Here is a 25,317-nt window from a genome sequence, read left to right as displayed (position 1 = left end):
ACGCGCTCGCCTAACCCACCGGTATGACAGACGCGACGGCAGAGCAGTCCGTCACAGCCGACGACGACCGGCCCGAACCGTACAACGGGCTCCCCGGTGCGTTCCCCTACGCGTTCCGGGCCAGCGACTCGCTGCTGTTCAAGGCCTACGTCCCGGTCGCGCTGTTGCTGTCTGTGGCGATTACACTCGTATTCTCGTTCGGCCTGATCACGCAACTCGCCGAAACTGGGAGCGTCCGCGGCGGGACGTTCACCTTCTCCCGGAGCTTCTTCCTGTTCATCGGACTGTTACTCGTCGCACCGCTTCTGGCTCCGGTCCTTTCTGTCGCACGCCGCCACCGACGGACTGAATCTTCGGTCGCTTATGACCGTGCCATCGGCCTCTCCGCGTTCCTGTTCATCGGGTCGATATACCTCGCACTGTTGACCTCTGCACCGGCGGAGCTTCGCGAGCCGACACAGAGTGCCGTCGTCGGGTTCTTCTACTCGCTGCCACCGCTTGCCGGCATCGTCCCGCCGCTGCTCGCGACGCTGGGGATTTATCTGACCCACCGGCTGCTGAAGTAGCGCTGCAGGCCCACAGCTGTCAGGTCCCGCGGGACGACACTGGAAGCCGTTCCCGGGTCGAAACGGGCAAGAACGCCCGTCACGAATGTGCGTCTATGACAGAGATCGAAGGAACGTTTCTGGTCACGAACGCCGACGATGCATCGGCGACGCTTCGGAACGTCGCGGACTCGCAGGTACTGACACTGTCGGACAACCCCGGCGTCGAGGCCGGCGAGGTAGTTGAGGGAACGGTCGAACCAGAGCCGCCGATGGAGGTCACCTACACCGTCACCGAGGTTGCCGAGCGGCGACGGATTCCTGTCGAGACGGTCGACCTCGCGCCGACAGCGCAGACGACGGAAATCGCGGCCGAGCAGGCCTCAGGAGAGCTAACGACCGTCGAACGCGCCGGCGAGGGCGAAGTCCATGTCTTGACCGTCCCGGAGGATGAGACGGCCGAGGCTGCGACCGAGGTCGTCGAGGACGAGGCGACCCTCTCGCGGGCGGCTAGGCTCGGCGTCGACCGCGTCGAGGTTCGGACCGCAGAGGGCGTCGTCAGTGTGCGCTATCTGCCGGACTGACGCGCTCTCTCATACGCCCCCGCTTCTTATTCGGTCGGTCCGGCGGCGCTCTGGACCTGCCAGCCACCGGCGATCCCGCAGGCCTCGCGCTCGGTGTAGACGAACGCGGTGTCTTCGGTCACCGCGGACCCGCCCTCGACGGATTCGACTCGCAGCGGGAAATCAAGCGTGTCGCCACAGCAGCCGACGCCGACGAACTCCGTCCACACGTCGCCTGCCGCGGCGGTGTCGTGTGTCTTCCGGAGGTACGCACGGAACGGCGAGCCGTCGATCTTGTCGCGACCCCAGCCGCTGAGGTCCGCCGGATAGGAGAGTTCGATTCGTGTTGCGCTCTCGGGCATAGCTGGATATACGTGATAAACTGCCATAGATGTACGCTATAGCGGGTGTCAGCGACAGTGATTGAGAAGGCTTATTCGCCCCCGTCTCACACCGTTCCGTCATGTTCGAGTTCGAGGTCCCGGAAGTCGATTACACCCAGTACTCGAACCGCCAGCTGGTGGCGGTTCCGCTGGTGGTGCTTGTGCTTTCGCTCGCAATCATCGGTGGATGGTGGGCGGTCACCGGGGCACCAGTCGACCGGGGCATCGACTTCACTGGCGGGACGGAATTAACGATCGGGACAAACGCGACGCTCACAAACGAGGAAATCGAAGCCACATTCGATGAGCCGGTGGTTTCGGTGCAGGGTATCACGACGACTTCGGAGTCCACGTACGAGAACCAGTACGTCGTTACCTTCGACAATTCGACCAACGTGACTTCGGTTCGGTCCTCTGTCCAGTCGGCAGAGCAACTGTCACTGCTGGGGAGCGGAACGACATCACCGCTGTTTGGCGGACAAAACCAGCGTCTTGCAGTCATCGGTATCGGGGTCGCATTCCTCGGGATGAGCCTGCTCGCCTTCGCCTTCTTCCGCACATTCATCCCGAGTATCGCCATTGTTATCTCGGCGTTTTCGGACATCATGATTCCGCTCGCGATAATGAACCTCCTTGGAATCAAGCTCTCACTGGGAATCGTCGCAGCATTTCTCATGCTGATCGGATACTCCGTTGACTCGGATATTCTGTTGAACAATCACGTTCTCAGACGTTCCGGTGGCTTTTACGAATCGACGTATCGTGCGATGCGAACCGGTGTGACGATGACGTTGACCTCTATTGCAGCGATGACAGTGATGGCGGTTGCAGCCACACTATTCGGGATCGGCCTGATGGCCGACATTGGCCTGATACTAGTTCTTGGACTGACAGCAGACCTAATGAACACGTACTTGCTTAACGTTACGTTGCTTCGCTGGTACAAGTACGAGGGGGTAAACCGATGAGCACCCTTCGAGAAAATTGGCGAGTCGCTTTGCTGGTCGTGCTTCTCTTGACCAGTGCTATCGCGCTGTTCGTTCCCGGTGTCCCGCCGGGAACGAGTGCCGATGGACCGACCGGCGAATCTGGTCCAGCAGCGAGTGGATCCGAACCGTTGACGAACCTCAACTACGGTATTCAGCTCAGCGGTGGGACCCGTCTTCGCGCCCCCATCGTCGGCATCACTGCCGAGAACGTCAACGTGACACAGGCGGATTCGACCCAGCTTGAGCAAACAGTGGCCGACGAACTTGACCTCGACACGGTAGACGTCCGGGTCCGACCGATCACCTCTGAACGAAGCGCGGGGGCTGTCGAGGTTGTTACAAAAGACGTCACGCACCAAGAACTCCGAACGGCACTTGAGAACAACGGGTATCAGCCGACCAACGTCCGTGACGGCGTGACCCCGGAGACGCGCCAACAAATGGTTGACGCCGTTGATGAGAAGCTCCGGACCTCAGCGCTCAGCGGTGCGTCAGTTCAAATAGTGAACGTTCCCGGTGGCCAACATTTCATCAGTATTACTGCCCCGGACCGGGATCGAGAGGAACTCGTCGACCTACTGAACGAGCGTGGGACTGTCAAAATATACGCTGTGTATCCCGGCGGTGAAAACGGGACCTTCGTCCGCGAGGAAGTGCTCAAGCGCTCTCAGATGAGTGACATATCAGCTGCTGATAGAGAGGGAATCGGCTGGGCAGTGTATATCACAGTCAGCCCGGATGCTGCCGACGAGTTCGCACAGCGAATGGTCGATGCCGGATTCGGTGACGGAGCTCCGTGTGGAAACTACAACCATTCGGATATTCAGCAAACGACCGCCAGTGGATCAGCCGACCCTGCATTTTCCAACGACGAACCCGGCTGTCTGGTCCATACGTTAAACGGCGAGGTTGTTACGGCCCGGGGCGTGACGCCGGATCTCGGTCAGAGCTTCGCTAACGGCGAGTTCGCCAACGACCCCGTGTACGTGATGCAAACCGGAAGCTCGGAAGACCCCGCTGCAACGGCCAATGAAATCGAACTGAACCTTCGAGCCGGGCAGCTTCCAGCGCCCCTTGACCTCTCCGAAGACTCCGGTTCATCGCTCGACCCGGCGCTTGCCGAACAGTTCAAGCAGAATTCGCTACTGACCGGACTACTGGCAGTCCTTGCGGTCAGTCTTGTGGTCTATGTGCGATACAAACGGGTTGAGGTCGTCGTCCCGATGGTCGTCACGGCGCTGTCGGAGGTGTTCATCCTCCTCGGGTTCGTCGCCTTCGTGCAGTATCCGCTGAACCTCTCACATCTGGCCGGGTTCATTGCGGTCATCGGCACGGGGGTCGACGACCTCATCATCATCGCCGACGAAATCCTCCAGCAGGGAGAAGTCGAGACGGGTCGCGTGTTCCAGAGCCGCTTCCGCAAGGCGTTCTGGGTCATTGGAGCGGCCGCGGCGACGACTATCATGGCGATGAGTCCGCTAATGGTCCTCCCGCTCGGCGACCTCTCCGGGTTCGCTATCATCACCATCGTGGGCGTCCTCATCGGCGTGCTCGTGACGCGCCCGGCCTACGGTGACATCCTTCGGAACCTCGTACTGGACGAGGACTGAACTGTCGGTCGCCGTTTCCGAGACTTACGCGGACTAAAAATCGCCCAGCGTCGCCTGTGACGCCGCCGCCAAGACGTCGTCACACGTCGACCACGACCGGCGAGCACACGCCGGCAATTCGCCGTGATGGTCGACGTAGTCCGCGAGAAACGCCCGCGTCGTCGGATCGCTGGGGTAGCCCGACCCAACGTCGCCGTATTCGTCGGCCAGTTCCCTGACGTGTGCGTCGCGGGCGACCTTCGCGATAATTGAGGCCGCACCGACCAGCGGGTTCGTCTCGTCGGCCCCGTGCTCCGCGGTCACTGTCAGGTCGGTGTCGACCGCGTCCGCGACCCGCCGGCCGAACCGCTCTGCGTCCGTGTCGCCGGCGTCGACCGTGCCCGACAGGCCGTCACGGGCCACCGCCGAGAGCGCCGTTGCCTGCGCGTCGACGGTCAGCGTGTTCATGTCCGTCCCGTCGGCGTCGATGCGGTCGACCGGAATCTCGGCAAGGCCGACAGCGTCGGCCGACTCACGGATTTCGCCGGCGAGTCGCTCACGGCGCTCCGGCTTGATGTCCTTCGAGTCACCGACGCCATCAGGCAGGGCCACGGGGTCGGCTCGGACGGCGGCGGCGAACATCGACCCCAGAACTGGTCCTTTCCCGGCTTCGTCGACGCCAAATCGCATGGCTGTCTTCTGGGTGGCACTGCAAAAACAGCTTCCGGTTGGGCGGCGACCCTGCGCGCTACTCTTTGAGATACTCGGCTTTCGCGAACGGTTCGTCCTCGCCCTGTACGTCGATTACGTCGAGCGCCGTCACCACGGCGTCGGTGTCCAGCAGGCCGGCCAAGCTCGGCTCGGTGCGGCCTTCGTCGCTGGAGACGAGTTCCTTCACGTACAGACCGCCCTCGCCGTGAATGCGGAGTTCGGCGTGGCGGTCGTCGGTCAGTTCTCCCTCGGCGTCGTACACCGTCCGCGTCCGGGTGATGTCGGCCCGGCGGTGGGTCACCCGCTGGGGCGTCTCCTGCTGGATGGTCGCCCCATCCAGTTCCGATAGCGCGTCCTGCAGGGCGTCGGCGTCGACCACGTCTCCGAACTCAACGTCCATCCGGTAGGTTTTCGAAGCGTCCAGTTCCTTGACGCGTTCGACCATATCGTGTGTCGCCAGGTGGAGGTCCGTCACTTCGACCTTCCCGTCGGCGAAGGCGTTGATGTCGGCTTCGAGTTCGTCGGCAGCCACGTCGCGTTTGCGCGGCTCCAGCACCTCGATGACGAACGGCCGACCCGAATCGAGCATCAGGGCGTCCACGTCCTCGCGGCCGGCACCGTGGAACACCGCCTCCTCGCCGTCCATCGCCTCTAGCACGACGGGTGCGGACAGTTGCTCGACGCTCTCGTCGTAGCGGTAGCCGCTGCCGTCACAGCCGTCACAGGGCTCGCCCTGCCACAGCCCAGTTCCGTTGCAGTCGTTGCAGGGCCACTTCGTCTGGGGGATGTCGCGTTCGAGCTTCCGGTAGCGGCCGTAGACGAACGCCGAATTGACGTGTGTCTCCACCTCGTCCGTCGAGAGATTGAGCGTGAGCTGGACCGCCGGGCGACCGAACTCCACCTCCGCGCCGGTCAGGTCACCGATCCGCTTGCCGACTTCGCGGTTGAGTTCGGTCTTCAGCGCCTCGCCAGCATCGGGTTCAAGCCCAACGTCCTCCCGGAGCAGTTCGTCGTTCTCCTCCAGCAGCGGCGGCACTTTCGTCCCGACTTGGTAGGTGTCGAACTCGTAGCCGCGGACGGCGCTTGCGGCCTGTTCGGCCCACCAGTCGAACCGGTCGCACTCGTTTTCACAGACCCAGCAGTCTTCGCTCTCCTCGAAGGGATCGTCGTCTGCGAGTGCAACCGTCACCCGCAGGGCGTGGCCCCGTTCGGCGTTGGCCAGCCCGAAACTCCGGTCGGCGAAGAGTCGGCCGAGACAGGAATCACATAGCGGCCCGGTGGCAAGCGCCGCACGGGCGTCCTCGAGTATGCTCATTGCCTGAGCCGACGCGTCGGCCCCGTAACTCAGTTTCGACCTCTCGGTCACCCGGGTCGTCACTCTCGCGACCCTGCTCGTACTCACTCACCAGTCACGCCGTCGTCTGTGCCCTTGCCCTTCGACTGCGCTTGCTCGAACAGTTCGCCCGGAACCTCCGCGGCCGAGATGGAAACCGACCGCTGGGGAAACGGGATCTCGATGTCCTCTGTCTGGAACCGCTTGTAAATCGCGCTGTTGAGTTCGTGCGTCGCACGGGCTGTCAGGGCCGGATTGCTGACCCAGCACAGGAGTTCGAAGTTCAGCGCGGAGTCGCCGAATTCCCGGAACCGGACCCGCGGATTCGGCCGGTCCTGAACGAGATCCTCGGCTTCAGCCAGTTCTAGGAGGATCTCTTCGACGCGGTCGATGTCCGTCCCGTAGGCGACGCCGACAGGGACGCGGATTCGGCGCTTGCGTCTCGGCGTCGACTCGTTGATGATGGCGGCGTTGTTGAGCTTCGAGTTCGGGACGGTGACGCGGATATCGTCGCGGGTACGGATGACTGTCGAGCGGACGGAGATGTCCTCGACGCGGCCGCGTTCGCCGGTCTCCAGCACGACGAAATCGCCGACTGCGTACGTCCCGTCGAGATACAGCGACAGCGAGCCGAAGAAGTTCGCCAGCGTATCCCGGGCCGCCAGCCCAACGATGATGCCCATAATCCCCGCGGAGGCCAGCAGCGGCGTCACGTCGATATCCCAGAGTAGCAGCAGGAGCAGGATACCACCGCCGGAGATGAGCGCGCTCCAGACGTTCTGGAGGATGGGGACCATCTGCCGGTCGATGTACGCTGAATCCGTCGCGATAGTAGACGCCCGGCGGCCGATACGCAGCAAAATCACCATCCAGACGATGACGACCAGCGAGAGCGTCCCGGCTTCCAGCGAGACAGCGACGGCTGGGCGGATGTCGTATATCTGTGCGCCGGCGTACGCGCCGCCGAGGCCGACCGTGACGTACACGGCGGTGTGGATCCCGCGGAAGACGATGTCGTCGATGTCGCCCTCGATGTGTGGTGTGACCCGTCTGAGCAGTCGGTCACCGAAGACACGGATGACCAGCGCGAGCGCTATCCCACTGCCGACGAGCACGAGAAACCCTTGCCAAGCCGGCAGCCCCGACAGCAGGTCCAGCACCCCACTTCCCAGTTGCATACCCCCGCTTGGACACCGGTGCTATATATACTCCAGCGTCGACGGGTCGAACCGAACGGCCTTTGTCCCGCGGCGTCCGCTCCGTGGGTATGAACCCGATTCTCGTCGCTATCCTGCTGGGCCTGCTGCAAGGGGTGCTGGAGTGGATTCCGGTCTCTAGCGAGGGCGGCGTCGCGCTCGCCTCGACAGTAGTCACGGGCGTCTCGCCCGCCGCCGCGACTCGCCTCGCGCTCTTTCTCCACGCCGGGACGGCCGTCGCGGCGACGGCTTACTACCGAACCGAGGTCCGAACCATCCTCCGTTCGATTCGGCAACTCTCGCGCCGCCCGTTCGCCGACGAGACGGCAGACCTCTCCTTTATCGTCATCGCGACGGCGGCGACCGCTGTCACCGGTCTCCCTGCATATCTGGTGCTCGACGCAGCCGTTTCGGGGCTAGAGGGCGGGCTCTTTCTGGCGCTGGTCGGTGGGCTCCTCGTCATCACTGGCCTGCTCCAGCGCTTCGCCTCGGCGCTGTCGCTGGGCGAGCGCGAGGTTCCCGACTGGCTTGACGCCGTTCTCGTCGGGGTGTTGCAGGGACTGGCTATTCTTCCCGGTGTCTCCCGGTCCGGGACGACAGTGAGTGCGCTGTTGCTCCGGGGCCACGAGGGCGAGTCGTCGCTTCGGCTCTCGTTTCTGCTGTCGATTCCAGCCGCACTCGCCGCAAACGCACTGGTCCTCATCGACGACGGCGTGCCGGCGATTGACCCGCTACCGGCCGTCGTCGCCCTCGTCGTGAGCGCCGTCGTCGGCTATCTCACCGTCGACGCGCTGGTCCGACTGGTGCGGCAGGTCCCGTTTTGGGCGGTCTGTACGGTGTTTGGCGGTCTTGGCGTCGTCGGCGGGCTGCTCGTCGCGCTGTGAGAACGGTGCTGGAACTTATTTACCCTTCGGCGTCAAATCTCTACTATCAGCGGCCATGAGTGGTGACGAACGCAAGCTAGTCGACACGTCGGGGGACTTCCAGTACGTCGTCCGCGATGGCAATCAGGTGTCCGACCCGAAGTGGCGCTCCTGTCGACTCATCGTCACCAACAAGCGGCTCATTCTCGCGACGAACGGCTCGAAACAGCCCATTCCACATTCTAACATTACCCTCCCGTCGAACCCAGACGACCTGATTCCTGACGGTGGCACCGGCGGCGCGACGGCGCTTGAGGTAGGCAACAACGTCCTGCTCGTCGACACGCCGAACATGGACGACTTTGAGACGGAGTACGTCCGCGCGACGCTACAGGGTGAGGTCATCCTTGCGCGACAGCAGGCGGTCGTCGGCGGCGTCGTGCAAGAGGACGCCGAGTGGAGCAAGGCTCGGTTTCAACTGGACGATGACATCATCCGCCTCCAGTTCCCCGGAGGCAAGAGCACGTCCTTCGAAATCGAGGATGTCGGAACTATCGAGACCGGGACCAGCACCGTGATGGGTCAGGAGCGGGAGGTCATCGAGGTCGAACACACCGACGAGCAGGGCCGCAGCGTCGAAACCCACGTTTCGGGGATGGACCACCACACGCGGGCGCTGAAGACGCTGTTCACTCGTGTTATCGAGGGTCGCGAGGACGATTACGAGCTTTCGGAGATGGAGAGTCAGGTGCTGATGGCGCTGTACTCCGGCGTCTCACCCTTCGAGATGTCTGATTTCGTCGGAACCAGTCCGGACGAGGTCGAGGAAATCTACCAGAAATTGCTCGATATCGGGGCCGTCGACGAGGTCCGGGTCCGCACCGAAGTCGCGCTGAACGCGCAGGGCCGGAATATGGCGAGTGAAGCGATGAGTGAGAAGTAGCGAGAGCCTGAGCGAAGCGAAGGGTCTCGAAACACGAACGAGGAACGTAGTGACTCGTGAGCAGCGTGGCGTTCCGCGCCACGAACGAACGGCGAAGCCGTGAGTAGCGAGGGACGCGAACGTAGTGAGAGGCCCTCGAACAGCGAGCGGGGAGCGGTAGCGACCCGTGACCAGTAACGTGACGCTGCGCCACTGTGACCGATCTCGTTTCACTCTGACTTTAACAGGTAGAGACCGAGACCGACCGGCGAACGGTGGAGCGTGCTGCCGCCGGCGGCAGTTTGATGCCACCCACAGTGACGCGGCTCACGGTAGCGGTGCTCGGTTCATGCGGCGTGGCCCACGGAATCCGGCTTCCGCGAATCCCCATCACTCACTCAGGTACGCAACGTCCGCAGCCTCCGTCACCGACACTCCGTCCGGGAGGTCGGACTCCGGGACCGGCGTCAGGGTGAGGACTTCACCCGCCTCAGTCTGCACCCACTCCTGTCCGGTCGCTTGACTCCAATCGTGTGGTTCCCAGAACCCCGACTCGAAGCGCATCCAGATGTCGAGACCACTGTAGTACTCTCCCGTCGAACTTTCGTATATCATTGCTGACTCCACAGCGTCTGCTGCCGTCGAAAGAGTCAATGGAGCTACATTGTCTTATTAGTACCGGCGGGACCGAAATTCGCCGCGCTTGAGTATAGAGGGGTGCTTGGATAGGCCGGGTGAAGCGATGATTTGGCTGTCTGTGCGGGTGTTACACATAGACGCACTGAGCAGGTGGCGAATCTGCAGTCCACCGACAAACCGATGGTGGACTACTGCTGTTCCATCGCGATCTCCAGCGACCAGAAGAAGCCGTAGTACGCGACGACGCCGGCGGCGAGTGTGAGGTAGTGGGCCCACTGGGGGGCCGACAGCAGGTCGAAGATGACACTCACGGCGGTCACCCAAGCGATGGCGAACACGAGGTCGACGAACATCCCTCGTTTGTGGTTGCCCACGTGGTCACGGAGGGTGTCGACGACGCTCATCGGGGGTCCCGTGCCGTCCGTCGCGGTCGTGATCGGTTCAGTTCCATGTTAGACTTCCACGTCCGTTTCGCCGTGGACGTCAACGACGAGCACCGGGAGTCGCGTCCGTCGGAGTACTTTTTCCGTGACGCTGCCGAGGATGACGCGTTTGAGGCCCGAACGGCCGTGTGACCCCATTACGACGAGGTCGATGTCGTTGTCCTCGACGAACTTCCGGATGGCCCGAGCCGGCTCGCCGGCGGTGACGTGCTCCTCGACGGCGATGCCGTGTTCGGCGGCCCGGTCGCGGACGTAGCCGGTCGCTTCGTCTGCGTCTGCTTTCACCTCGGTCATCTCGTCGAGGTGACCCTGACGGATGCGGTCGACTTGCTCCGTGCCCAGCGAGTAGCTGGTGGCGTCGACGTCAACGACGTAGAGCGCGTGAACCGTCGCGCCGTACTTCGAGGCGATGTCTATCGCCTGATCGACCGCGTTCTCCGCGGTTTCGCTACCGTCCGTCGGAACGAGGATGTGTTCGTACATTGGTTTAGTCGTCTGCGGGGGTGCCACCGCTGCCGCCGCTCTCGCTCACGATGTCTTCGGCGGTCTGTTGCTGGCCCATCGGTTCGGGACTGTGACACTGCCGGACCATCCGCTTGGTCTCCATCGGAGGCTCATCGGTCAGCAGCGACACGCCGATGGTGACGAGGAACACGAGCGGCGTGCCGATGAGTGCCGCACCTATCGGCGGGACGTACTGGGCGTAGATGGGCACGAGCGCGCCGCTCTCGCCCGTCGCCGCGCCGAGTGCGCCGATATAGCTCGGCAGGACGCTGTTGACGACGGAGCCGATCCACAGCAGCAGGCCGACCGTCATCCCGGCAAGCGCGCCCTCCCGGTTGGTGTTCTCCCACCAGAGTCCGAGGAAGAACATCGGGAACAGAACGACACCGGCCAGTGAGAACGCGTAGGCGACCAGTTCACCGATGAGCGCCGGCGGGTTGAACGCGGTCACGGTCACCAGTGCGCCGATGGCGACGATGGTCGCGCGGCCGATGAGCACCTGCTGGCGCTGGGTCGCGTCAGGGTTGATAAGCTCGGTGTAGATGTCGTGGGCGACCGCCGAGGAGGCCGTAATGAACAGCCCCGCGGTGGTCGCAATCGCCGCGGCCATCGCGCCGGCTGCGACGAGGCCGACGAACCACGTCGGGAGGTTCGCGAACTGCGCGGCGAGCACGACGATAACGTCGCCCTCGGCACCGGACATACCGCCTTGTGCGGCGTAGGCGTTCGTGCCGGTCACTGATCCGAAGAGGTCGACGCCGAAGGCCGCCATCGCGGGCGCGGCCCAGTACAGCAGGAGGATAAAGAACATCCCCCAGACGCAGGACCAGCGGGCGGTCCGCTCGTTTTCGACGGTGTAGAACCGCACGAGGACGTGGGGCAGACCACAGGTACCGAAGATAAGCGAGAACGCTGTCGCGACCCAGATGTAGTAGGAACTACTCCGGAACGGGGCCGAGAACTGGCGGCCGAGCTCGCTGAACAGCGCGCCGTACTCGATCTGTGGCAGAATCGTCGAGTACCCCTGCGAGAAGCCGACGACGTAGACGCCAGCGAGGAACGCGACGATGAGGATGACGTACTGGACCGCCATGTTCTTCGTCGCGCCCAGCATCCCCGAGAGCGCCAGATAGCCGACGGTTATCGTCATCATCACGACGATCATCGGGATGATGTCCAGCCCGAAGACGTACTGGCCGACGAGGCCCATGCCGCGGGCCTGCCCGACGGAGTAGACGTACGCGATGAGCAGCGTGGTGAACGCCCCCAACGCGCGAGCGGTCGGCGAATTGAACCGGTCGCCGACGAAGTCCGGCGCGGTGTACTTCCCGAACCGGCGCATCTGCGCGGCGAGGAAGATGAGCAACACGAAGTAGCCGGTCGTCCAGCCGACGATGAACGCCAGACCGTAAAAGCCTGACAGCGCGACCAGCCCGGCCAGCCCGAGATACGAGGCGGCGGACATCCAGTTCGCGCCGATGGCCATCCCGTTCTCGATGTTGCCGATGCCGCGGCCAGCGACCCACATCCCCTCGGTGTCGGCCACCTTGAACACGTAGCCGATGACGAGGAACGAGGCCATCATCAGGAAGACGAGGATGGCCGGGACGAGCTTGAACGAGATATCGAGCGCTTCGGCCTGCAGCGGGACCGTCACTGCTCGACACCCCCGTCAGTGGCCGCCGCCTCGCCCCGTTCACCGCTGTCGGACGCGGTGTCAGTCCCGACGCCACTGTGGTCGATACCGTACTTCTCGTCGAGCGCGTCGCGCTTGCGGGCGTACCAGAACGCGAGTAGCAGCGCCCCGGTCGGGCCGCCCAAGGCCACTGTGAAGTAATGCAGCGGGAAGCCCGGCGGCACCGTTATCGACGTCATCGTTTCGGGTGCGATGGCCGTCAGCGTCACGGGGCCGAAGACGATGAGCGCCCAGACGATGAAACCGGACCAGACGATGCGCAGATGGTCGCGCATGTACGCCGTACTGGGGTTCAGGAGGTTCACCTCCTCGTCGAGGTAGTTCGTGTTCTGGTGTTTCCGTGCCGCATCGGTCGCCGTCCCGCCGTCGGGAGCGACAGAGCGGTCGCTACTGCCGTCGTGAATGTCGTTGTCTGTCATGGTCAGCGTCGGAGTCTGGTATGTTTAAATTGTAATTCGAAAAGGGCGCGTTCAGTCCCCTTGGACCTTCTTCTCGATGTCGCTCACGACATCGGGGTTTCGCAGCGTGCTCGTATCACCCAGTTCCTCGCCGTTGGCGATATCTTCCAGCAGGCGGCGCATGATTTTCCCGGAGCGAGTCTTCGGCAGTTCCGGCGTGAAGATGACTGCCTCCGGCCGGGCGATTGGGCCGATAGCGTCCTCGACGCCTTCGATTATCGCACTGCTGAGCTCCTCGTTCTCTTCGTAGCCGTCCTCGGTGATGACGTAGGCGTACACCGCCTCGCCCTTGATATCGTGGTCGCCGCCGACGACGGCGGCCTCGGCGACGCCCTCGACGCCGACGATGGCGCTCTCGATCTCCATTGTCCCGAGGCGGTGCCCGGAGACGTTGATGACGTCATCGACGCGGCCGAGAACGGTGATGTAGCCGTCATCGTCGATTTTGGCCCCGTCCTCGGGGAAGTACACCCAGTCGTCGGAATCGTCGCTGTCAGTGTCGGAGTACTCGGCCCAGTACTCGTTGATAAATCGCTCGTCGTTCTTATACAGCGTCCGGAGCATACCGGGCCACGGCTTATCGACTGTGAGGTAGCCGGCGCGGCCGGGTTCGACCTCCTCGCCCTCGGTGTCGACGATGCGGACGTCGTTGCCCGGCAGCGGCGGCCCGGCCGACCCGGGCTTCATGTCCTTGACGCCCGGCAGCGTCGTTATCATCATCCCACCGGTCTCGGTCTGCCACCAAGTGTCGACCACTGGGCACTCCTCGTTGCCGATGTGCTTGTAGTACCATTTCCAGGCGCGGGGGTTGATTGGCTCGCCGACCGTTCCCAGCAGGCGAAGGCTGGAGAGGTCGTGCTGCTCGGGGTACTCCTTGCCCCACTTCATGAACGCGCGGATGGCCGTCGGTGCGGTGTACAGCTGGTCGGCCTCGTACTCCTCGACGATGTCCCAGAGGCGGTCCTTGTCGGGGTAGTCCGGCGTGCCCTCGTACATCATCGTCGTCGTGCCGAGCGCGAGTGGCCCGTAGACGATGTAGGAGTGGCCAGTAATCCAGCCGATGTCGGCCGAGCAGAAGTACGTGTCTTCGGGTTTGATGTCGAGCACTGCCTGCGAGGTCCAAGCCGCCCACGCGAGGTAGCCGCCGGTGGAGTGTTTGACGCCCTTCGGTTTCCCGGTCGTTCCGGAGGTGTACATGAGAAACAGCATGTCCTCGGCGTCGCGGTCGACCGGTTCGACCGTTTCGCCCTCGTTGTCGGCGACGACGTCCTCGAAGGCGATCTGGTTGTCCGCGTAGTCGTGGTCGAAGCCGTCGCCGTCCATCAGCCGCTCGGCGACGATGGCGCGTTCGACCTCGTGGTCGACACCGCCCAGCCCCTCGTTGGCTTTGTCGAGGTGGTCGAGCGGGTCGCCGCGGCGGTAGTAGCCGTCGCAGGTGACCAGATACTCCGAATCGGCGGAGTTCATCCGCGTCGCCAGCGCGTCCGCGGAGAAGCCGGCGAACACGACGGAGTGGGGCGCGCCGATGCGGGCACAGGCCAGCATCGCAATCGGCAGCTGCGGGATCATCGGCATGTACATCGTCACGACGTCGTCCTCGCCGACGCCCATCTCTCGCAGGCCGGCCGCGAACTCGTTGACCTTCTGGTGGAGTTCCTCGTAGGTGTAGGTGATGTTGTCTTCCTCGACCGGCTCACCGACCCACTCGATAGCGGCCTCGTCGCCACGCTCCTCTAGATGGCGGTCGAGGCAGTTCGCCGATGCGTTCAGTGTGCCGTCGGTGAACCACTCGTAGAACGGCGGGTTCGAATCGTCGAGTACCTGATCGTAGTCCTCGTCCCAGTCGAGGAGGTCGGCGGCCCCCTCCCAGCACTCCGGCCAGTTCTCGGTAAACTCGTCGTAGATTCCCTCGTCTGTGACGTTTGCCTGCTCGACGAATGACTCCGGTGGCTCGAAAACCTCCTGCTCTTCGAGCCGCGCTTCTAGCTGGACATCTTCATCTGACATGGTCTATCATCGATATTTCATAGCGGCCATATAAACGGGGGGTCTAACTACGATAACGTGAAACAGGGTTTCAGTTGTCGGCCGGCTGTCGTGGCTCCGCCGGCCTGTCGTCGAAAAACGCCGTCAGTACCTTTTGCTGGGCTTTCCTGAGGTGGTTGTGTAATGTCGGGGACGACACGTCCAGCGAGTCAGCTAGCTCCTCGGCAGTCGATCCGCGCGGCCACTCAAAGTACCCGCTGTGATAGGCCGCTTGGAGGACCGTCTCCTGCTGGTCTGAGAGAGTGTCAGTCAGGCGGTCGCGGAACCCGCTGTCGGTCTCGGCCGGCCGTTCAGTCTCTCGTTTCGCCGCCAACGATGTCTCCGGGTAGGCATCAGTCACGGCGTTGACCGTCGGTCTGATGTCGGCTTCACTGGCGAGTTCGACTGCGATAGTCGCGACGCCATTGGTGGCCGTCACCGAGCGGATGCGGCCGCCGCTCTCGACCAGTTGGAGCGCGGGCGTGTCGGTCACGACGACCTCTAGCAACGCGCCGTCGCTGTGCTCTTCGAGGAGTCTGGCGTCAGCCACGCTGTCGTCGTCGTCGGCATATGAGAGTATCGCGTCGGCCGAGGCACCGTCGACCATCAGGTAGTACAGCAGCGACTGGTCCGCAACGGGAACGACGCCGGACAGCTCGACCGTACAGCCCAACGCCCCGGATACTCCGGCGGTAAACGTCCGCTCGTCCCCACAGTGGAACTCCAGTTCGGTCACGGTGTCGGCAAGCAGGAGGCGCTTGCGTTCGGCGGCGGCCTGCGCGTGGCCGACCTGAACGCCGAGCGCGGACAGGACGGCGCGGTCCGCGTCTGTGACCCCCTCGCTGGCACCGATACCGATGACACCGGCAACGGCGTTTTCTCTTACGAGCGGGGCCAGCACAACCGGTGCGGTGCTGTCGTCGACGACGCGAACGTCGCCCACGTCGAGCGGAGCGGTGACCGACTCGACGTGGTCGTCGATCTGTCGCTCGACGACCGTCTCACCGACTTCTGCCGTTGCACGCGGTGTCAGTCCGTCGCCCGTTCGTTCGGCGAGCCATGCGAATTCGAATCCTGCTGTCTTCGTCAGATGATCGCAGACCGTCGTCGCAATCGCTTCACCAGTTGCAGCGGCTGCAAGCGCCTCGCTGACAGTCGTAATCCAGTCGACAGCTCGCTGGGACTCACTTGAGACCGCCCGCTTCCCGGACCCGCCAACGGCCCCAACGATCGTTTCCCGGTCCGGTTCATCGAGCAGGGGATCGAGCCGGTCGAGCCGGTCCCAGCCGCCGAGCGCGCAGACGATGTCCGGCGGGACGCCGTCGTCAAGCAGGCTCGCCGCGAACCGCCACCGGAGGTCGCGAGTGGAAACTTCACGCAGCTGCGGTACCGCGTCGGCGGCGCGGTCGGCCACTTCGCTGACGAGCATCTGGAGTCGCCGCGGGGAGACAGAAAACAGCGGTTCGTCGTCGGCGCTTCCGGCCGCGTTCGCGTATTTCCGTATGTCGTGCTCGACTGACTCCGGGAGGTACGTCTCGCGTACGACCGCATCGTCCTCGCGGACGGACAGCAGATGATGGCCCTCGAACCCGGTGATATCGGTCAGCCGAACGCCCGTCATCTCCGCCGGACGGAGCCCGACTTCCGCACCGAGCCGGAGTACGAGGTCGGACCGATGTGTCTCAGCCGCGCGCCGGAGCTGTTCGTACCCTTGTTCACCGATCCGGTCCGCTGCGCTGTCCATATATTTCGGGAAATCGAATAATAGCGAAATAAGTATTCCGGTCAAAGCGGCGATATAGTACTAATTGAACGAAGTAGGGTTTCAAAGGAGGTGAGTACTCCGACAACTGTTTCGGAAAAACCAGACTATACGAAACAGATCACTTCCTGCTCGTCGTCGACTGAATCTCGCCGAGAATTTCGGGGTTACGCAGCGCGCTGGTGTCGCCCAGCTCCTCGTCGTTTGCCACTGCGGTCAGCAGGCGGCGCATAACCTTGCCCGAACGTGTCTTCGGGAGATCCGGCGTGAACACGATTTCTTTGGGGCGGGCAATACCGCCGATGGCGTCGACGATAGCCGCTTCGATGGCCGTCCGGAGTTCGCTGTCCGTGTAGCCGTCTTCCGGGGATGCGAACGCGTACACCGCCGTCCCGGTCCTCTTGTCGTCGCCACCAACGACGGCGGCTTCGGCGACGCCGGTGACGCCGGCGACTGTCGACTCCAGTTCCTTGGTGCTGAACCGCCGGCCGGCGACGTTGATCGCGTCGTCGATCCGACCGAGGAACGTGATGTAGCCGTCGTCGTCGGCCGAGACGCTGTCCTCCGGGTAGTACCGCCAATCTTCGGCACCGTCGGGGACGCTGCCCCAGTCCGTTCCGTCGAGCAGCGCGCGCGGCATCCCCGGCCAAGGGCGCGTCACGACGAGTTCACCGGCTGTGTTCGGCTCGGCTGCCGCACCTTCGCGGTCGACGACGGACGCCTCGATTCCCGGCAGCGGCGTTCCAGCGGCTCCGGGCTTCATGGTGTCGACACCGGGCAACGTCGACACGAGCACCGCACCGGTTTCGGTCTGCCACCAAGTGTCGACGATGGGGCACTCGCCACCGCCGATGTGTTCGCGATACCACTTCCAAGCGCTAGCGTCCATTGGCTCGCCGACGGTGCCCAGCAGCCGCAGGCTGGAGAGGTCGTGCTTCTCGGGGTACTCTTTGCCCCACTTCATGAACGCCCGGACAGCCGTCGGCGCGGTGTAGAACACGTCGACGGCGTACTTTTCAATGAGTTCCCAAAGCTGGTCCTTCTTGGGATGGTCCGCTGTGCCGTTGTACAGTACTGTCGTCGTGCCGAGCGCGAGCGGGCCGTAGACGATGTAGGAGTGGCCGGTAATCCAGCCGATGTCGGCCGAACACCAGTAGGTGTCTTCGGGCTTGATATCAAGGACCGACCGGGCGGTCCAAGCGACGTGTGCGAGATACCCACCCGTCGTGTGCGTGACCGCTTTGGGCTGGCCAGTCGTTCCCGAAGTGTAGATGCGAAAGAGCGGGTCGTCGGCCGCCCGTGGAACGGGCTCGACTTCGTCTCCATCGTGTGCTGCCAGCAGGTCGTGATAGTCGTCGTAGTCGTCGCCTAAGTGCACGTCACGGCCCAGTCTGTCGAGCACCACGACCGATACGTCGTGGTCGACGGCGATGCGCGCGTTATCGGCCTTGTTCTTTTGTGCGACGGCACTACCGCGGCGGTAGTACCCGTCACAAGTGATGAGATACGCCGACTCGGCCCGCTCCATGCGCGTCGCCAGTGCGTCCGCTGAGAACCCTGCAAAAACGACGTTGTGTGGGACACCCAAGCGGGCACAGGCCAGCATCGCGACCGGGAGTTCGGGCACCATCGGCAGGTACAGCGTCACCACGTCGTCCGGTCCGACGCCGCGGTCGCGCAACGCCGCGGCGAAGGCGTTGACCTCCCGGTACAGTTCGAGGTAGGTGTATGTCCGTGCCTCGCCGAGGTTTCCTTCCCAGACCAGTGCAAGCTGGTTCTTCCGTTCGGGGAGGTGCCGGTCGATGCAGTTGTAGGCAGCGTTTAATCGGCCATCGGGAAACCATTCGAACGGCGGGCCGTCCGTGCCACTGAACACCGTCTCGAACGGCTCCTCCCAGTCGAGCAACTCGGCAGCCTCACGCCAGCAATCGGGCCACTCCCGTTCGAAGCGGTCGTAGACGGCCGGATCCGTCACGTTCGCCTGTTCGACGAACCAGTCCGGTGGTTCGACTGTCTCTCGCCCCGTGTGGGACTGTCCCCGATCCGGTTCGTCACCCCGTGTCATCAATTGACAGTACATCGCCGCACGCAAAAAATATCCTATCTAATTGTGTACGATTCTGCTGTAAGAGAACTACCAGCACGGTCGGCCGTTCTCACTTTCGACACTGGCGACGGAACTTATATTGAGTCCTGCGGACAACGAGTGTACGAGAGGCCGGTACGGGGTATGAGCGACACCGAAAAGAAGATCGCCGATACGAAGGGGAAGTTCCTTCAGGCGGTCTCACAGGGCCAGCGCCTCACCGACGCCGAGTGGCGAAACTGTCGTATTGTCCTCACTACAGAGCGGGTCGCCCTGCTGGGCGACGACAAACGGCAGATCTCATTGACCGATATCGACCGTATTGCCGACCGATTCGACGTGAATCAGCAGAGCGCCGGCGTCTCAGACTACGTCGCGCTCTATGTCGGCGAGGACGTTATTCTCGTGTCGGCATCGGATCATGGGACATTCGAGACCGATTTCTACCGGGCGAGTCTCGACGGTGCAATCGTGCTGGTTCAACATCCAGCGCTGAAAGGCGGCGTCGTCCAGTCCGCCGAGTGGACGAAAGGCCGACTCAAAGTGACTGACGAGGCGCTGAAACTCGCGATGGCCGACGGGCAAGCGGTTGTCATCGACCGCGCTGACATCGGCGACCTCGCCGTCGAAGAGAAACAGGTCAGCGGCGAGGAGCGAACGGTCATTCAGGTCGAGCACAGCGAGGACGACATCAGCGTCGAAACACATCTCGCGGGCGAGGAGTTTCACGCGACTGTTCTCCGGACGATGCTCGAAGAGAGTGCCGAACAGAATCAAGCCGATCTGGACCTGAGCTCGACGGAGAAGCGGGTCATAATGGCGCTGCACTCCGGCGTATCGCCGTTCGACATCCCCAATTTTGTCGGCATTGACGTCGAGAAAACCGAGGAGATCTTCGACCGGTTGATCGAACTTGACGTGATCAGCGTGCTCCGGGAACGGACTGAAGTGAATCTGACGACGAAGGGGCGTCGGGTCGCCGGCGAGCGGATGGGCGAACAGTAGTCGCAGTCTGGAACCGGACGCGTTGCGACGACCGGACGCCTGCCTCGTCTGATTTTGGCATCATAAACTGGACATGCGTGGCGAGTAGACACCGACCAATCTCGGTAAGGCCGCCATATTGAAGCCCCTCCTCCGTCTGCAACAGGTATGTACATCGATACGGCTGTGGTCCTCGCCGCGGGTGAGGGAACTCGCCTCCGGCCGTTGACGCGAAACCGGCCAAAACCTATGTTACCGGCCGCGAACCGCCCGATCCTCGAACACGTCTTCGACGCGCTGGTCGAGGCAGGTATCGAGAAACTGGTTGTCGTCGTCGGCTACAAGCGCGACCGCGTTCAGGACCACTTCGGTCCGACGTACCGTGGCGTCCCTATTTCCTACGTGAGCCAGACGAAACAGCTCGGTAGCGGGCACGCGCTCCTTCAGGCCCGGAGCGTCGTCGACGGCCCGGTTCTGGTGATGAACGGTGACCGTCTCGTCGACGCAGCCACTATCGAGGCGGTAGATGACTCCTACGCTGAGACTGGGCACACGAGCATCGCCGTGATCGAACGACAGGACACCAGCCGGTACGGTGCTGTCGAGATACAGGACGGTGACATCGTCGACATCGTCGAAAAGCCACAACATGACGAGTTCAGGCTCATCAACGGCGGCGTCTACGCCTTCGACGGTGACATCTTCGAGGCTATCGACGAAACGACGCGTCACGCCGGCGAGCTGGCACTGACCGACACAATCGAACTCCTGTTGGAATCTGACCGCGTCCGAGCTGTCGAAGTCGACGGGATGTGGGTCGACGCGACCTACCCGTGGGACTTGCTAACCGTCGCTCGCGAGGTGCTGGCGCGGGGCCGGGTCGTCGAATCGGCCCGCGACGAGCAGGTCTGGGTCGACAACTCCGCACGCGTCCACGACGAGGCGACCCTCCAGTCACCGGTCGTCATCGGCCCGGACTGCGAAGTCGGGCCGGACGCTGTCATCGGTCCGAATGTCGCGCTTGGCCGTAACACCACCATCGGGGCCAATAGCGTCATACAGCACACTGTCCTCGACGCCGACACGCGCGTCGACCCGAGTTCGACCCTCGTCGACACCGTCACCGGTCAAGACGTAAATCTGGGCGTCAATACTGTCGTCCCCGGCGGCCCGGCAGATGTTCAGGTCGGCACAGAGGTGTTCGAGGACCAGCGGCTCGGCGCTGTCATTGCCGACCGTGCTGTCGCACTCGGTGACGTGAGTTTCGTCTCTGGGTCTCTCGTTGGGCCTAACGCCCGACTCACCACCGGCGTCACGGTCGATGGAACTGTCCGTGAAGGCGCGGAGGTGGTCCGCTGATGTGTGGGATCATCGGCTGCGTCGGTCGCGGCGATGAGACGCTCGACACGCTCGTCCACGGCCTCTCGAAGCTGGAGTATCGCGGCTACGACTCAGCCGGCGTCGCGCTCGCGAACAGTCATATCGACCTGTGCAAACACTCCGGCAAAATCGCCGACCTACGCGAAGCGCTGTCCGACCGGACGCTCTCGGGCTCAGTCGGCATCGGCCACACCCGCTGGAGCACGCACGGGCCGCCGACCGACGAGAACGCTCACCCGCACCAAGACTGTACCGGCGATGTCGCAGTCGTCCACAACGGGATCATCGAGAACTACCAGTCCCTACGAGACGAACTCGTCACCGCCGGCCACACCTTCACGTCCGACACTGATACCGAGGTCGTCCCCCACCTTATCGAGGACGCGCTGGACGCTGGGGCCGACCCCGAAGACGCTGTCAGAGAGACGATCAGTCGACTTGAAGGCAGCTACGCCGTCGCCGTCGTCGTTGCCGGCTGTGATTCGGTGTTTGCCGCGCGAAACGACTCGCCGCTCGTGTTAGGCATCGACGACAACGCGACTTACTTAGCCAGTGACGTGCCCGCCTTCCGTGATTTCACCGACAAAGTCGTCTACCTCGCCGACGGCGAGTTCGCCCGGCTCAACGGTGATGGATGGACCGTCACCGACACCGACGGCACAGTAATCGACAAAGACATCGACACCGTCCAGTGGGACCCCGAGGAGACGGGCAAGAGTGGCTACGACCACTTCATGCTCAAGGAGATTCACGAACAGCCCCGTGCGCTCCGGCAGTGCTTGCGGGGCCGCGTCGACGAACTCGCCGGCACGGTCGACATCGGTGACCTCGGTGACCTCTCCCCGACCGGTGTCCAGTTCGTCGCCTGCGGGACCTCCTATCACGCCGCCCTGCACGGTGCGCAACTGTTCCGCGAAGCGGGTATCCCCGCTCAGGCGTTCCTCGCCAGCGAATATGCGACCGCGACGCCACCCATCGGCGATGCGCTCGTCGTCGGGGTTACACAGAGCGGCGAAACCGCGGACACGCTATCGGCGCTTCGGGCGGCTCGCCGCCGCGGCGCACGCACATTAGCTGTGACAAACGTCGTCGGCTCCACCGCGGCCCGCGAATGCGACCACGCACTGTACATCCGCGCCGGGCCGGAAATCGGCGTCGCCGCGACCAAGACCTTCGCCTCACAACTGGCCGCGCTGAACCTGCTTGCGCTTGGAACGTCCACGACCGACGACGCCCGGCAGGTCATCAGCGCACTCCGTGACCTCCCCGGCCACGTTCAGGCGGTTCTTGATGAATCTGCCGCGCAGGAAGTCGCTGAGTTGTATCAGGACGCCAGCGCCTACTTCTTTATCGGCCGTGGGTACCAGAACCCCGTGGCGCTCGAAGGCGCACTGAAGATGAAGGAAATCACCTACAAGCACGCCGAGGGCTTTGCCGCCGGCGAGCTGAAACACGGCCCGTTGGCGCTGGTGACCGAGAATACGCCAGTGTTCGCTATCGTGACCGGAGACGACGAGCGCGCCCGGAAGACTATCGGGAACGTCAAAGAGGTCGAAGCGCGGGACGCCCCGGTGGTCGCGATTACGGATGGACAGAGCGACGTTGAACGATACGCCGACCATGTGCTTCACATTCCGGAGACACACCCGCGGGCCGCTGCCGTGCTGGCGAATACGCACCTGCAGTTGGTATCGTATCACACTGCCGCGTTGCTGGGGCGGAACATCGACAAGCCACGGAATCTGGCCAAAAGTGTGACAGTAGAGTAAACAGCGCGTCGCTGGCCAGTTGCGTTGCTGACGGTCTTCTGGCGACTCCGGCGGCTTGAGCAGCGCTGCCGCTAGTTTGGCTGTTGTTGAAGCCGAGAGGAGTCTTTGGGTGGACTGGCCACTGAGGCGAGGCTGGAATTTCGTCAGAGTTGTATCGCAACGTTGCACCCGACTCCTTCCCAGTCACATCATCGACTGATCAGGAGCAGTTAGCCCGGCTTTCACCAACCATCCGCCAGTCAACGACATCGTTTTCTCGTCGCGTCGGCTTCGTTTGGCGGCGTCCGGTGGAGAGTATTCCGGTTACCCGGTCTCCCTCTTCACTCGCCTGCAGCGACGTTCTCAGCGGCCATCTCCGGATCAATCTCGCCCTGCAGCCGCTTCTCGGCCTGATCGCGGTCCTCGGGATAGCCGATATCGTTCCGCCAGCCATCCATGCGGATTGCGTCGATCGTTCGTCCGGAGTGCAACAGGAGGTCAATCGCATCACTGATTTCGTACTCGCCGCGGTTCGAGGGCTGGACCAGATGGCAGGCGTGGAAGATGGCCGGCGTGAACGTGTAGAACCCGGTCATTACCAGATTCGACGGCGGGTCCTCTGGCTTCTCGACGACTTCGGTGATCTCGCCGTACTTGTTGGTGTCACAGACGCCGTACCGCCCGGCCTCTTCCCACGGGACTTCTTCAACGAGGAACGCGGCGTCAGCACGTTCCTCCGCCTGACGGTTGACGACATCTCGGAGGTTCGCTTCGAAAATGTTGTCGCCGAGCATCAGCATGAAGTCGTCGTCGACGTGTTCCTCGACGGTCAGGAGTGCGTGTGCAAGGCCGTTCTGCTCGCGCTGATGGGTGTAGGTGATCGGGACACCCTCGAATTCGTCCTCATAGTGATTAATAATAGCTTGCTTCTTGTAGCCGACAACTACTAAGAGTTCGTCAGCACCCAGTTCGATCAACTGCTCGAAGCAGTGGGTCAGAATCGGTTTTCCAGCGACTTCTACCATCCCCTTTGGCTTGTTTTCAGTCAGCGGGCGGAGACGGGTCCCCTCACCAGCAGCGAGTACGACAGCTTTCATACTCCTCAATTCATTGACCATCCGATAAAACTCTTGTCGAATTATAAGACCCGAATTATAATATCCGCTCCTCGACTACTGCCGCTCGATGAACGTCAGTATTGTCGGAAGCGGATACGTCGGGACGACGGTCGCTGCGTGTCTCGCTGATCTCGGGCACGAAGTCGTAACGATAGATATCGACGAAGACATCGTCGACGCAATCAACGACGGCGAGTCGCCGATACACGAACCCGGGCTCGACGAACTCGTCGCCGAGCATGGCGGTGGGCGACTCCGAGCAAGTACCGACTACGAGGAGATACTCGACACCGAGTTGACAATGCTGGCGCTCCCGACGCCCTCGAACGACGACGGGAGCATTGACCTCCAGTTCATGGAGGCCGGTGCGGCATCCATCGGCGAAGCGCTGACTGGCGCTGAGAACACGACAGCGGACCCGCATCTCGTCGTCACGAAGTCGACAGTCGTCCCGAACACGACCGAGAACCGACTCGCTCCCCGGATCGCCGAGGCCGGCCTCGAACGCGGGACGGACTTCCTCGTGGCCTCTAACCCCGAGTTCCAGCGTGAGGGGACGGCCGTCACGGACTTTCTGAATCCGGACAAGCTCGTCTTCGGGACGGACGACGACCGCGCGACGACTCTTCTCCATGACCTCTACGCGCCGCTGCGCGAGGGCGCTGACGGCGACGTGCCGGTCGTCGAGACCGGCATTGCCGAGGCCGAGATGATCAAGTACGCCAACAACACGTTCCTCGCAACGAAGGTCAGCCTCATCAACGACATCGGGAACATCTGCAAGGAGTTCGGCGTCGACGCCTACGAAGTCGCTGACGCCATCGGGCTCGACGACCGAATCGGCGAACAGTTCCTCCGGAGCGGCGTCGGCTGGGGCGGCAGTTGCTTCCCGAAGGACACCGATGCCATCATCGCCGCGGCGCGGGAGCAGGGTTATGACCCCGCTGTCCTTTCAGCGGCTGTGGAACTGAACGATGCCCAACCCGAGCGCCTCCTCTCCCTGCTCGACGACCACGTCGACGTGTCCGACAAACGAATCGCCGTCCTAGGGCTGGCGTTCAAGCCCGGGACAGACGACATCCGGAACACGCGAGCAGTTCCGGTCATCGAAGGGTTACAGGAACGCGGGGCCGATATCGTCGCTTACGACCCCGTGGCGACCGAAAACATGCGCGAGCGATATCCCGATATCGAGTACGCCGATTCGGCGGCGGCCGCACTTGAGGATGCATCCGGCGCTGTGGTTGTCACCGACTGGGACGAGTTCGCGGCGCTCGATGTAGAATTCGACGAGATGACCGACCCCGTTGTCGTTGACGGTCGACGCATCATCGAACGGCGCGACGGCATCACCTACGAAGGGTTGACTTGGTAGCGGAG

Annotated in this window: 23 protein-coding genes; 10 read left to right on the top strand and 13 right to left on the bottom strand. The window is 63.0% G+C overall.

The window, feature by feature from the left end; translation table 11 throughout:
• Positions 1–23: 23 nt before the first annotated feature.
• Complete coding sequence (locus Har1129_RS12610) at positions 24–566, top strand: hypothetical protein (protein WP_151100981.1); 543 nt, start codon at positions 24–26, stop codon at positions 564–566.
• Positions 567–661: 95 nt separating this feature from the next.
• Positions 662–1,129, top strand: coding sequence for a DUF5812 family protein (locus Har1129_RS12605; protein ID WP_151100980.1), 468 nt, complete (start codon positions 662–664; stop codon positions 1,127–1,129).
• Between the two features lie 26 nt (positions 1,130–1,155).
• Here Har1129_RS12605 and Har1129_RS12600 read toward each other — a convergent pair whose 3' ends face one another.
• Entirely contained in the window at positions 1,156–1,470 is a 315-nt protein-coding gene (locus tag Har1129_RS12600; protein WP_151100979.1) for a hypothetical protein, read from the bottom strand.
• A 101-nt stretch (positions 1,471–1,571) separates the two neighbouring features.
• Between Har1129_RS12600 and secF the strand changes: the two genes are divergently transcribed.
• A complete protein-coding gene (gene secF, locus Har1129_RS12595) occupies positions 1,572–2,459 on the top strand; it encodes a protein translocase subunit SecF (RefSeq protein WP_151100978.1) in 888 nt (295 codons plus the stop codon).
• Entirely contained in the window at positions 2,456–4,090 is a 1,635-nt protein-coding gene (locus Har1129_RS12590; RefSeq protein WP_151100977.1) for a preprotein translocase subunit SecD, read from the top strand. The genes secF and Har1129_RS12590 overlap by 4 nt, the downstream gene beginning before the upstream one ends.
• A 33-nt stretch (positions 4,091–4,123) precedes the next feature.
• Here the strand turns inward: Har1129_RS12590 and rnhB are convergent, their stop codons facing one another.
• The 3 genes from rnhB to Har1129_RS12575 form a co-directional block, all read right to left on the bottom strand.
• The gene (gene rnhB, locus Har1129_RS12585) at positions 4,124–4,759 is read right to left on the bottom strand and encodes a ribonuclease HII (RefSeq protein ID WP_151100976.1); all 636 of its coding nucleotides are present in this window, start codon (positions 4,757–4,759) and stop codon (positions 4,124–4,126) included.
• Between the two features lie 58 nt (positions 4,760–4,817).
• Complete coding sequence (locus tag Har1129_RS12580) at positions 4,818–6,095, bottom strand: tRNA pseudouridine(54/55) synthase Pus10 (protein WP_151100975.1); 1,278 nt, start codon at positions 6,093–6,095, stop codon at positions 4,818–4,820.
• Between the two features lie 83 nt (positions 6,096–6,178).
• Positions 6,179–7,291, bottom strand: a complete 1,113-nt coding sequence (locus Har1129_RS12575) for a mechanosensitive ion channel family protein (RefSeq protein ID WP_151100974.1) — start codon at positions 7,289–7,291, stop codon at positions 6,179–6,181.
• 89 nt (positions 7,292–7,380) lie between these two features.
• Between Har1129_RS12575 and Har1129_RS12570 the strand changes: the two genes are divergently transcribed.
• Entirely contained in the window at positions 7,381–8,193 is an 813-nt protein-coding gene (locus tag Har1129_RS12570) for an undecaprenyl-diphosphate phosphatase (RefSeq protein WP_151100973.1), read from the top strand.
• 55 nt (positions 8,194–8,248) lie between these two features.
• Complete coding sequence (locus Har1129_RS12565; protein WP_151100972.1) at positions 8,249–9,115, top strand: CheF family chemotaxis protein; 867 nt, start codon at positions 8,249–8,251, stop codon at positions 9,113–9,115.
• 369 nt (positions 9,116–9,484) lie between these two features.
• Here the strand turns inward: Har1129_RS12565 and Har1129_RS12560 are convergent, their stop codons facing one another.
• The 8 genes from Har1129_RS12560 to acs (Har1129_RS12525) all read right to left on the bottom strand — a co-directional run bounded on the left by Har1129_RS12560 (position 9,485) and on the right by acs (Har1129_RS12525) (position 18,686).
• The gene (locus Har1129_RS12560; protein WP_151100971.1) at positions 9,485–9,709 is read right to left on the bottom strand and encodes a hypothetical protein; all 225 of its coding nucleotides are present in this window, start codon (positions 9,707–9,709) and stop codon (positions 9,485–9,487) included.
• A gap of 212 nt (positions 9,710–9,921) precedes the next feature.
• Positions 9,922–10,137 carry a hypothetical protein gene (locus Har1129_RS12555; RefSeq protein ID WP_151100970.1) on the bottom strand — a complete coding sequence of 72 codons (216 nt, stop codon included), beginning with the start codon at positions 10,135–10,137 and terminating at the stop codon, positions 9,922–9,924.
• A 48-nt stretch (positions 10,138–10,185) separates the two neighbouring features.
• Positions 10,186–10,659 carry a universal stress protein gene (locus tag Har1129_RS12550; RefSeq protein ID WP_151100969.1) on the bottom strand — a complete coding sequence of 158 codons (474 nt, stop codon included), beginning with the start codon at positions 10,657–10,659 and terminating at the stop codon, positions 10,186–10,188.
• A 4-nt stretch (positions 10,660–10,663) separates the two neighbouring features.
• On the bottom strand, positions 10,664–12,337 hold the full coding sequence (locus tag Har1129_RS12545) for a cation acetate symporter (protein WP_151100968.1): 1,674 nt from the start codon (positions 12,335–12,337) through the stop codon (positions 10,664–10,666).
• Complete coding sequence (locus Har1129_RS12540) at positions 12,334–12,795, bottom strand: DUF4212 domain-containing protein (protein WP_151100967.1); 462 nt, start codon at positions 12,793–12,795, stop codon at positions 12,334–12,336. Before Har1129_RS12540 ends, Har1129_RS12545 begins: the two co-directional genes overlap by 4 nt.
• Positions 12,796–12,846: 51 nt before the next feature.
• On the bottom strand, positions 12,847–14,841 hold the full coding sequence (gene acs, locus Har1129_RS12535; protein ID WP_151100966.1) for an acetate--CoA ligase: 1,995 nt from the start codon (positions 14,839–14,841) through the stop codon (positions 12,847–12,849).
• A gap of 70 nt (positions 14,842–14,911) precedes the next feature.
• Positions 14,912–16,603, bottom strand: a complete 1,692-nt coding sequence (locus tag Har1129_RS12530; RefSeq protein ID WP_151100965.1) for a bacterio-opsin activator domain-containing protein — start codon at positions 16,601–16,603, stop codon at positions 14,912–14,914.
• Positions 16,604–16,742: 139 nt separating this feature from the next.
• Entirely contained in the window at positions 16,743–18,686 is a 1,944-nt protein-coding gene (gene acs, locus Har1129_RS12525) for an acetate--CoA ligase (protein ID WP_151100964.1), read from the bottom strand.
• Between the two features lie 165 nt (positions 18,687–18,851).
• On the opposite strand from acs (Har1129_RS12525), the gene Har1129_RS12520 reads away from it, so the two are divergent.
• The 3 genes from Har1129_RS12520 (at position 18,852) to glmS (ending at position 22,840) form a co-directional block, all read left to right on the top strand.
• Positions 18,852–19,712: a CheF family chemotaxis protein gene (locus tag Har1129_RS12520; protein WP_151100963.1), complete on the top strand. Its 861-nt coding sequence runs from the start codon at positions 18,852–18,854 to the stop codon at positions 19,710–19,712.
• Between the two features lie 147 nt (positions 19,713–19,859).
• Positions 19,860–21,050, top strand: a complete 1,191-nt coding sequence (gene glmU / locus Har1129_RS12515) for a bifunctional sugar-1-phosphate nucleotidylyltransferase/acetyltransferase (RefSeq protein WP_151100962.1) — start codon at positions 19,860–19,862, stop codon at positions 21,048–21,050.
• Positions 21,050–22,840: a glutamine--fructose-6-phosphate transaminase (isomerizing) gene (gene glmS, locus Har1129_RS12510; RefSeq protein ID WP_151100961.1), complete on the top strand. Its 1,791-nt coding sequence runs from the start codon at positions 21,050–21,052 to the stop codon at positions 22,838–22,840. Before glmU ends, glmS begins: the two co-directional genes overlap by 1 nt.
• Before the next feature lie 320 nt (positions 22,841–23,160).
• On the opposite strand, the gene aglF is transcribed toward glmS, so the two are convergent.
• Entirely contained in the window at positions 23,161–23,916 is a 756-nt protein-coding gene (aglF, locus tag Har1129_RS12505) for a UTP--glucose-1-phosphate uridylyltransferase AglF (RefSeq protein ID WP_151100960.1), read from the bottom strand.
• Between the two features lie 88 nt (positions 23,917–24,004).
• Here aglF and aglM point away from each other — a divergent pair, with 88 nt between their 5' ends.
• Positions 24,005–25,312 carry a UDP-glucose 6-dehydrogenase AglM gene (gene aglM, locus Har1129_RS12500; RefSeq protein WP_151100959.1) on the top strand — a complete coding sequence of 436 codons (1,308 nt, stop codon included), beginning with the start codon at positions 24,005–24,007 and terminating at the stop codon, positions 25,310–25,312.
• Positions 25,313–25,317: the final 5 nt, after the last annotated feature.

This window comes from Haloarcula sp. CBA1129 (genome assembly GCF_008729015.1).
GTDB lineage: Archaea > Halobacteriota > Halobacteria > Halobacteriales > Haloarculaceae > Haloarcula.
The sequence above is the reverse complement of the archived record's forward strand: the minus strand, read 5'-3'. Positions and strand labels throughout refer to the sequence as shown.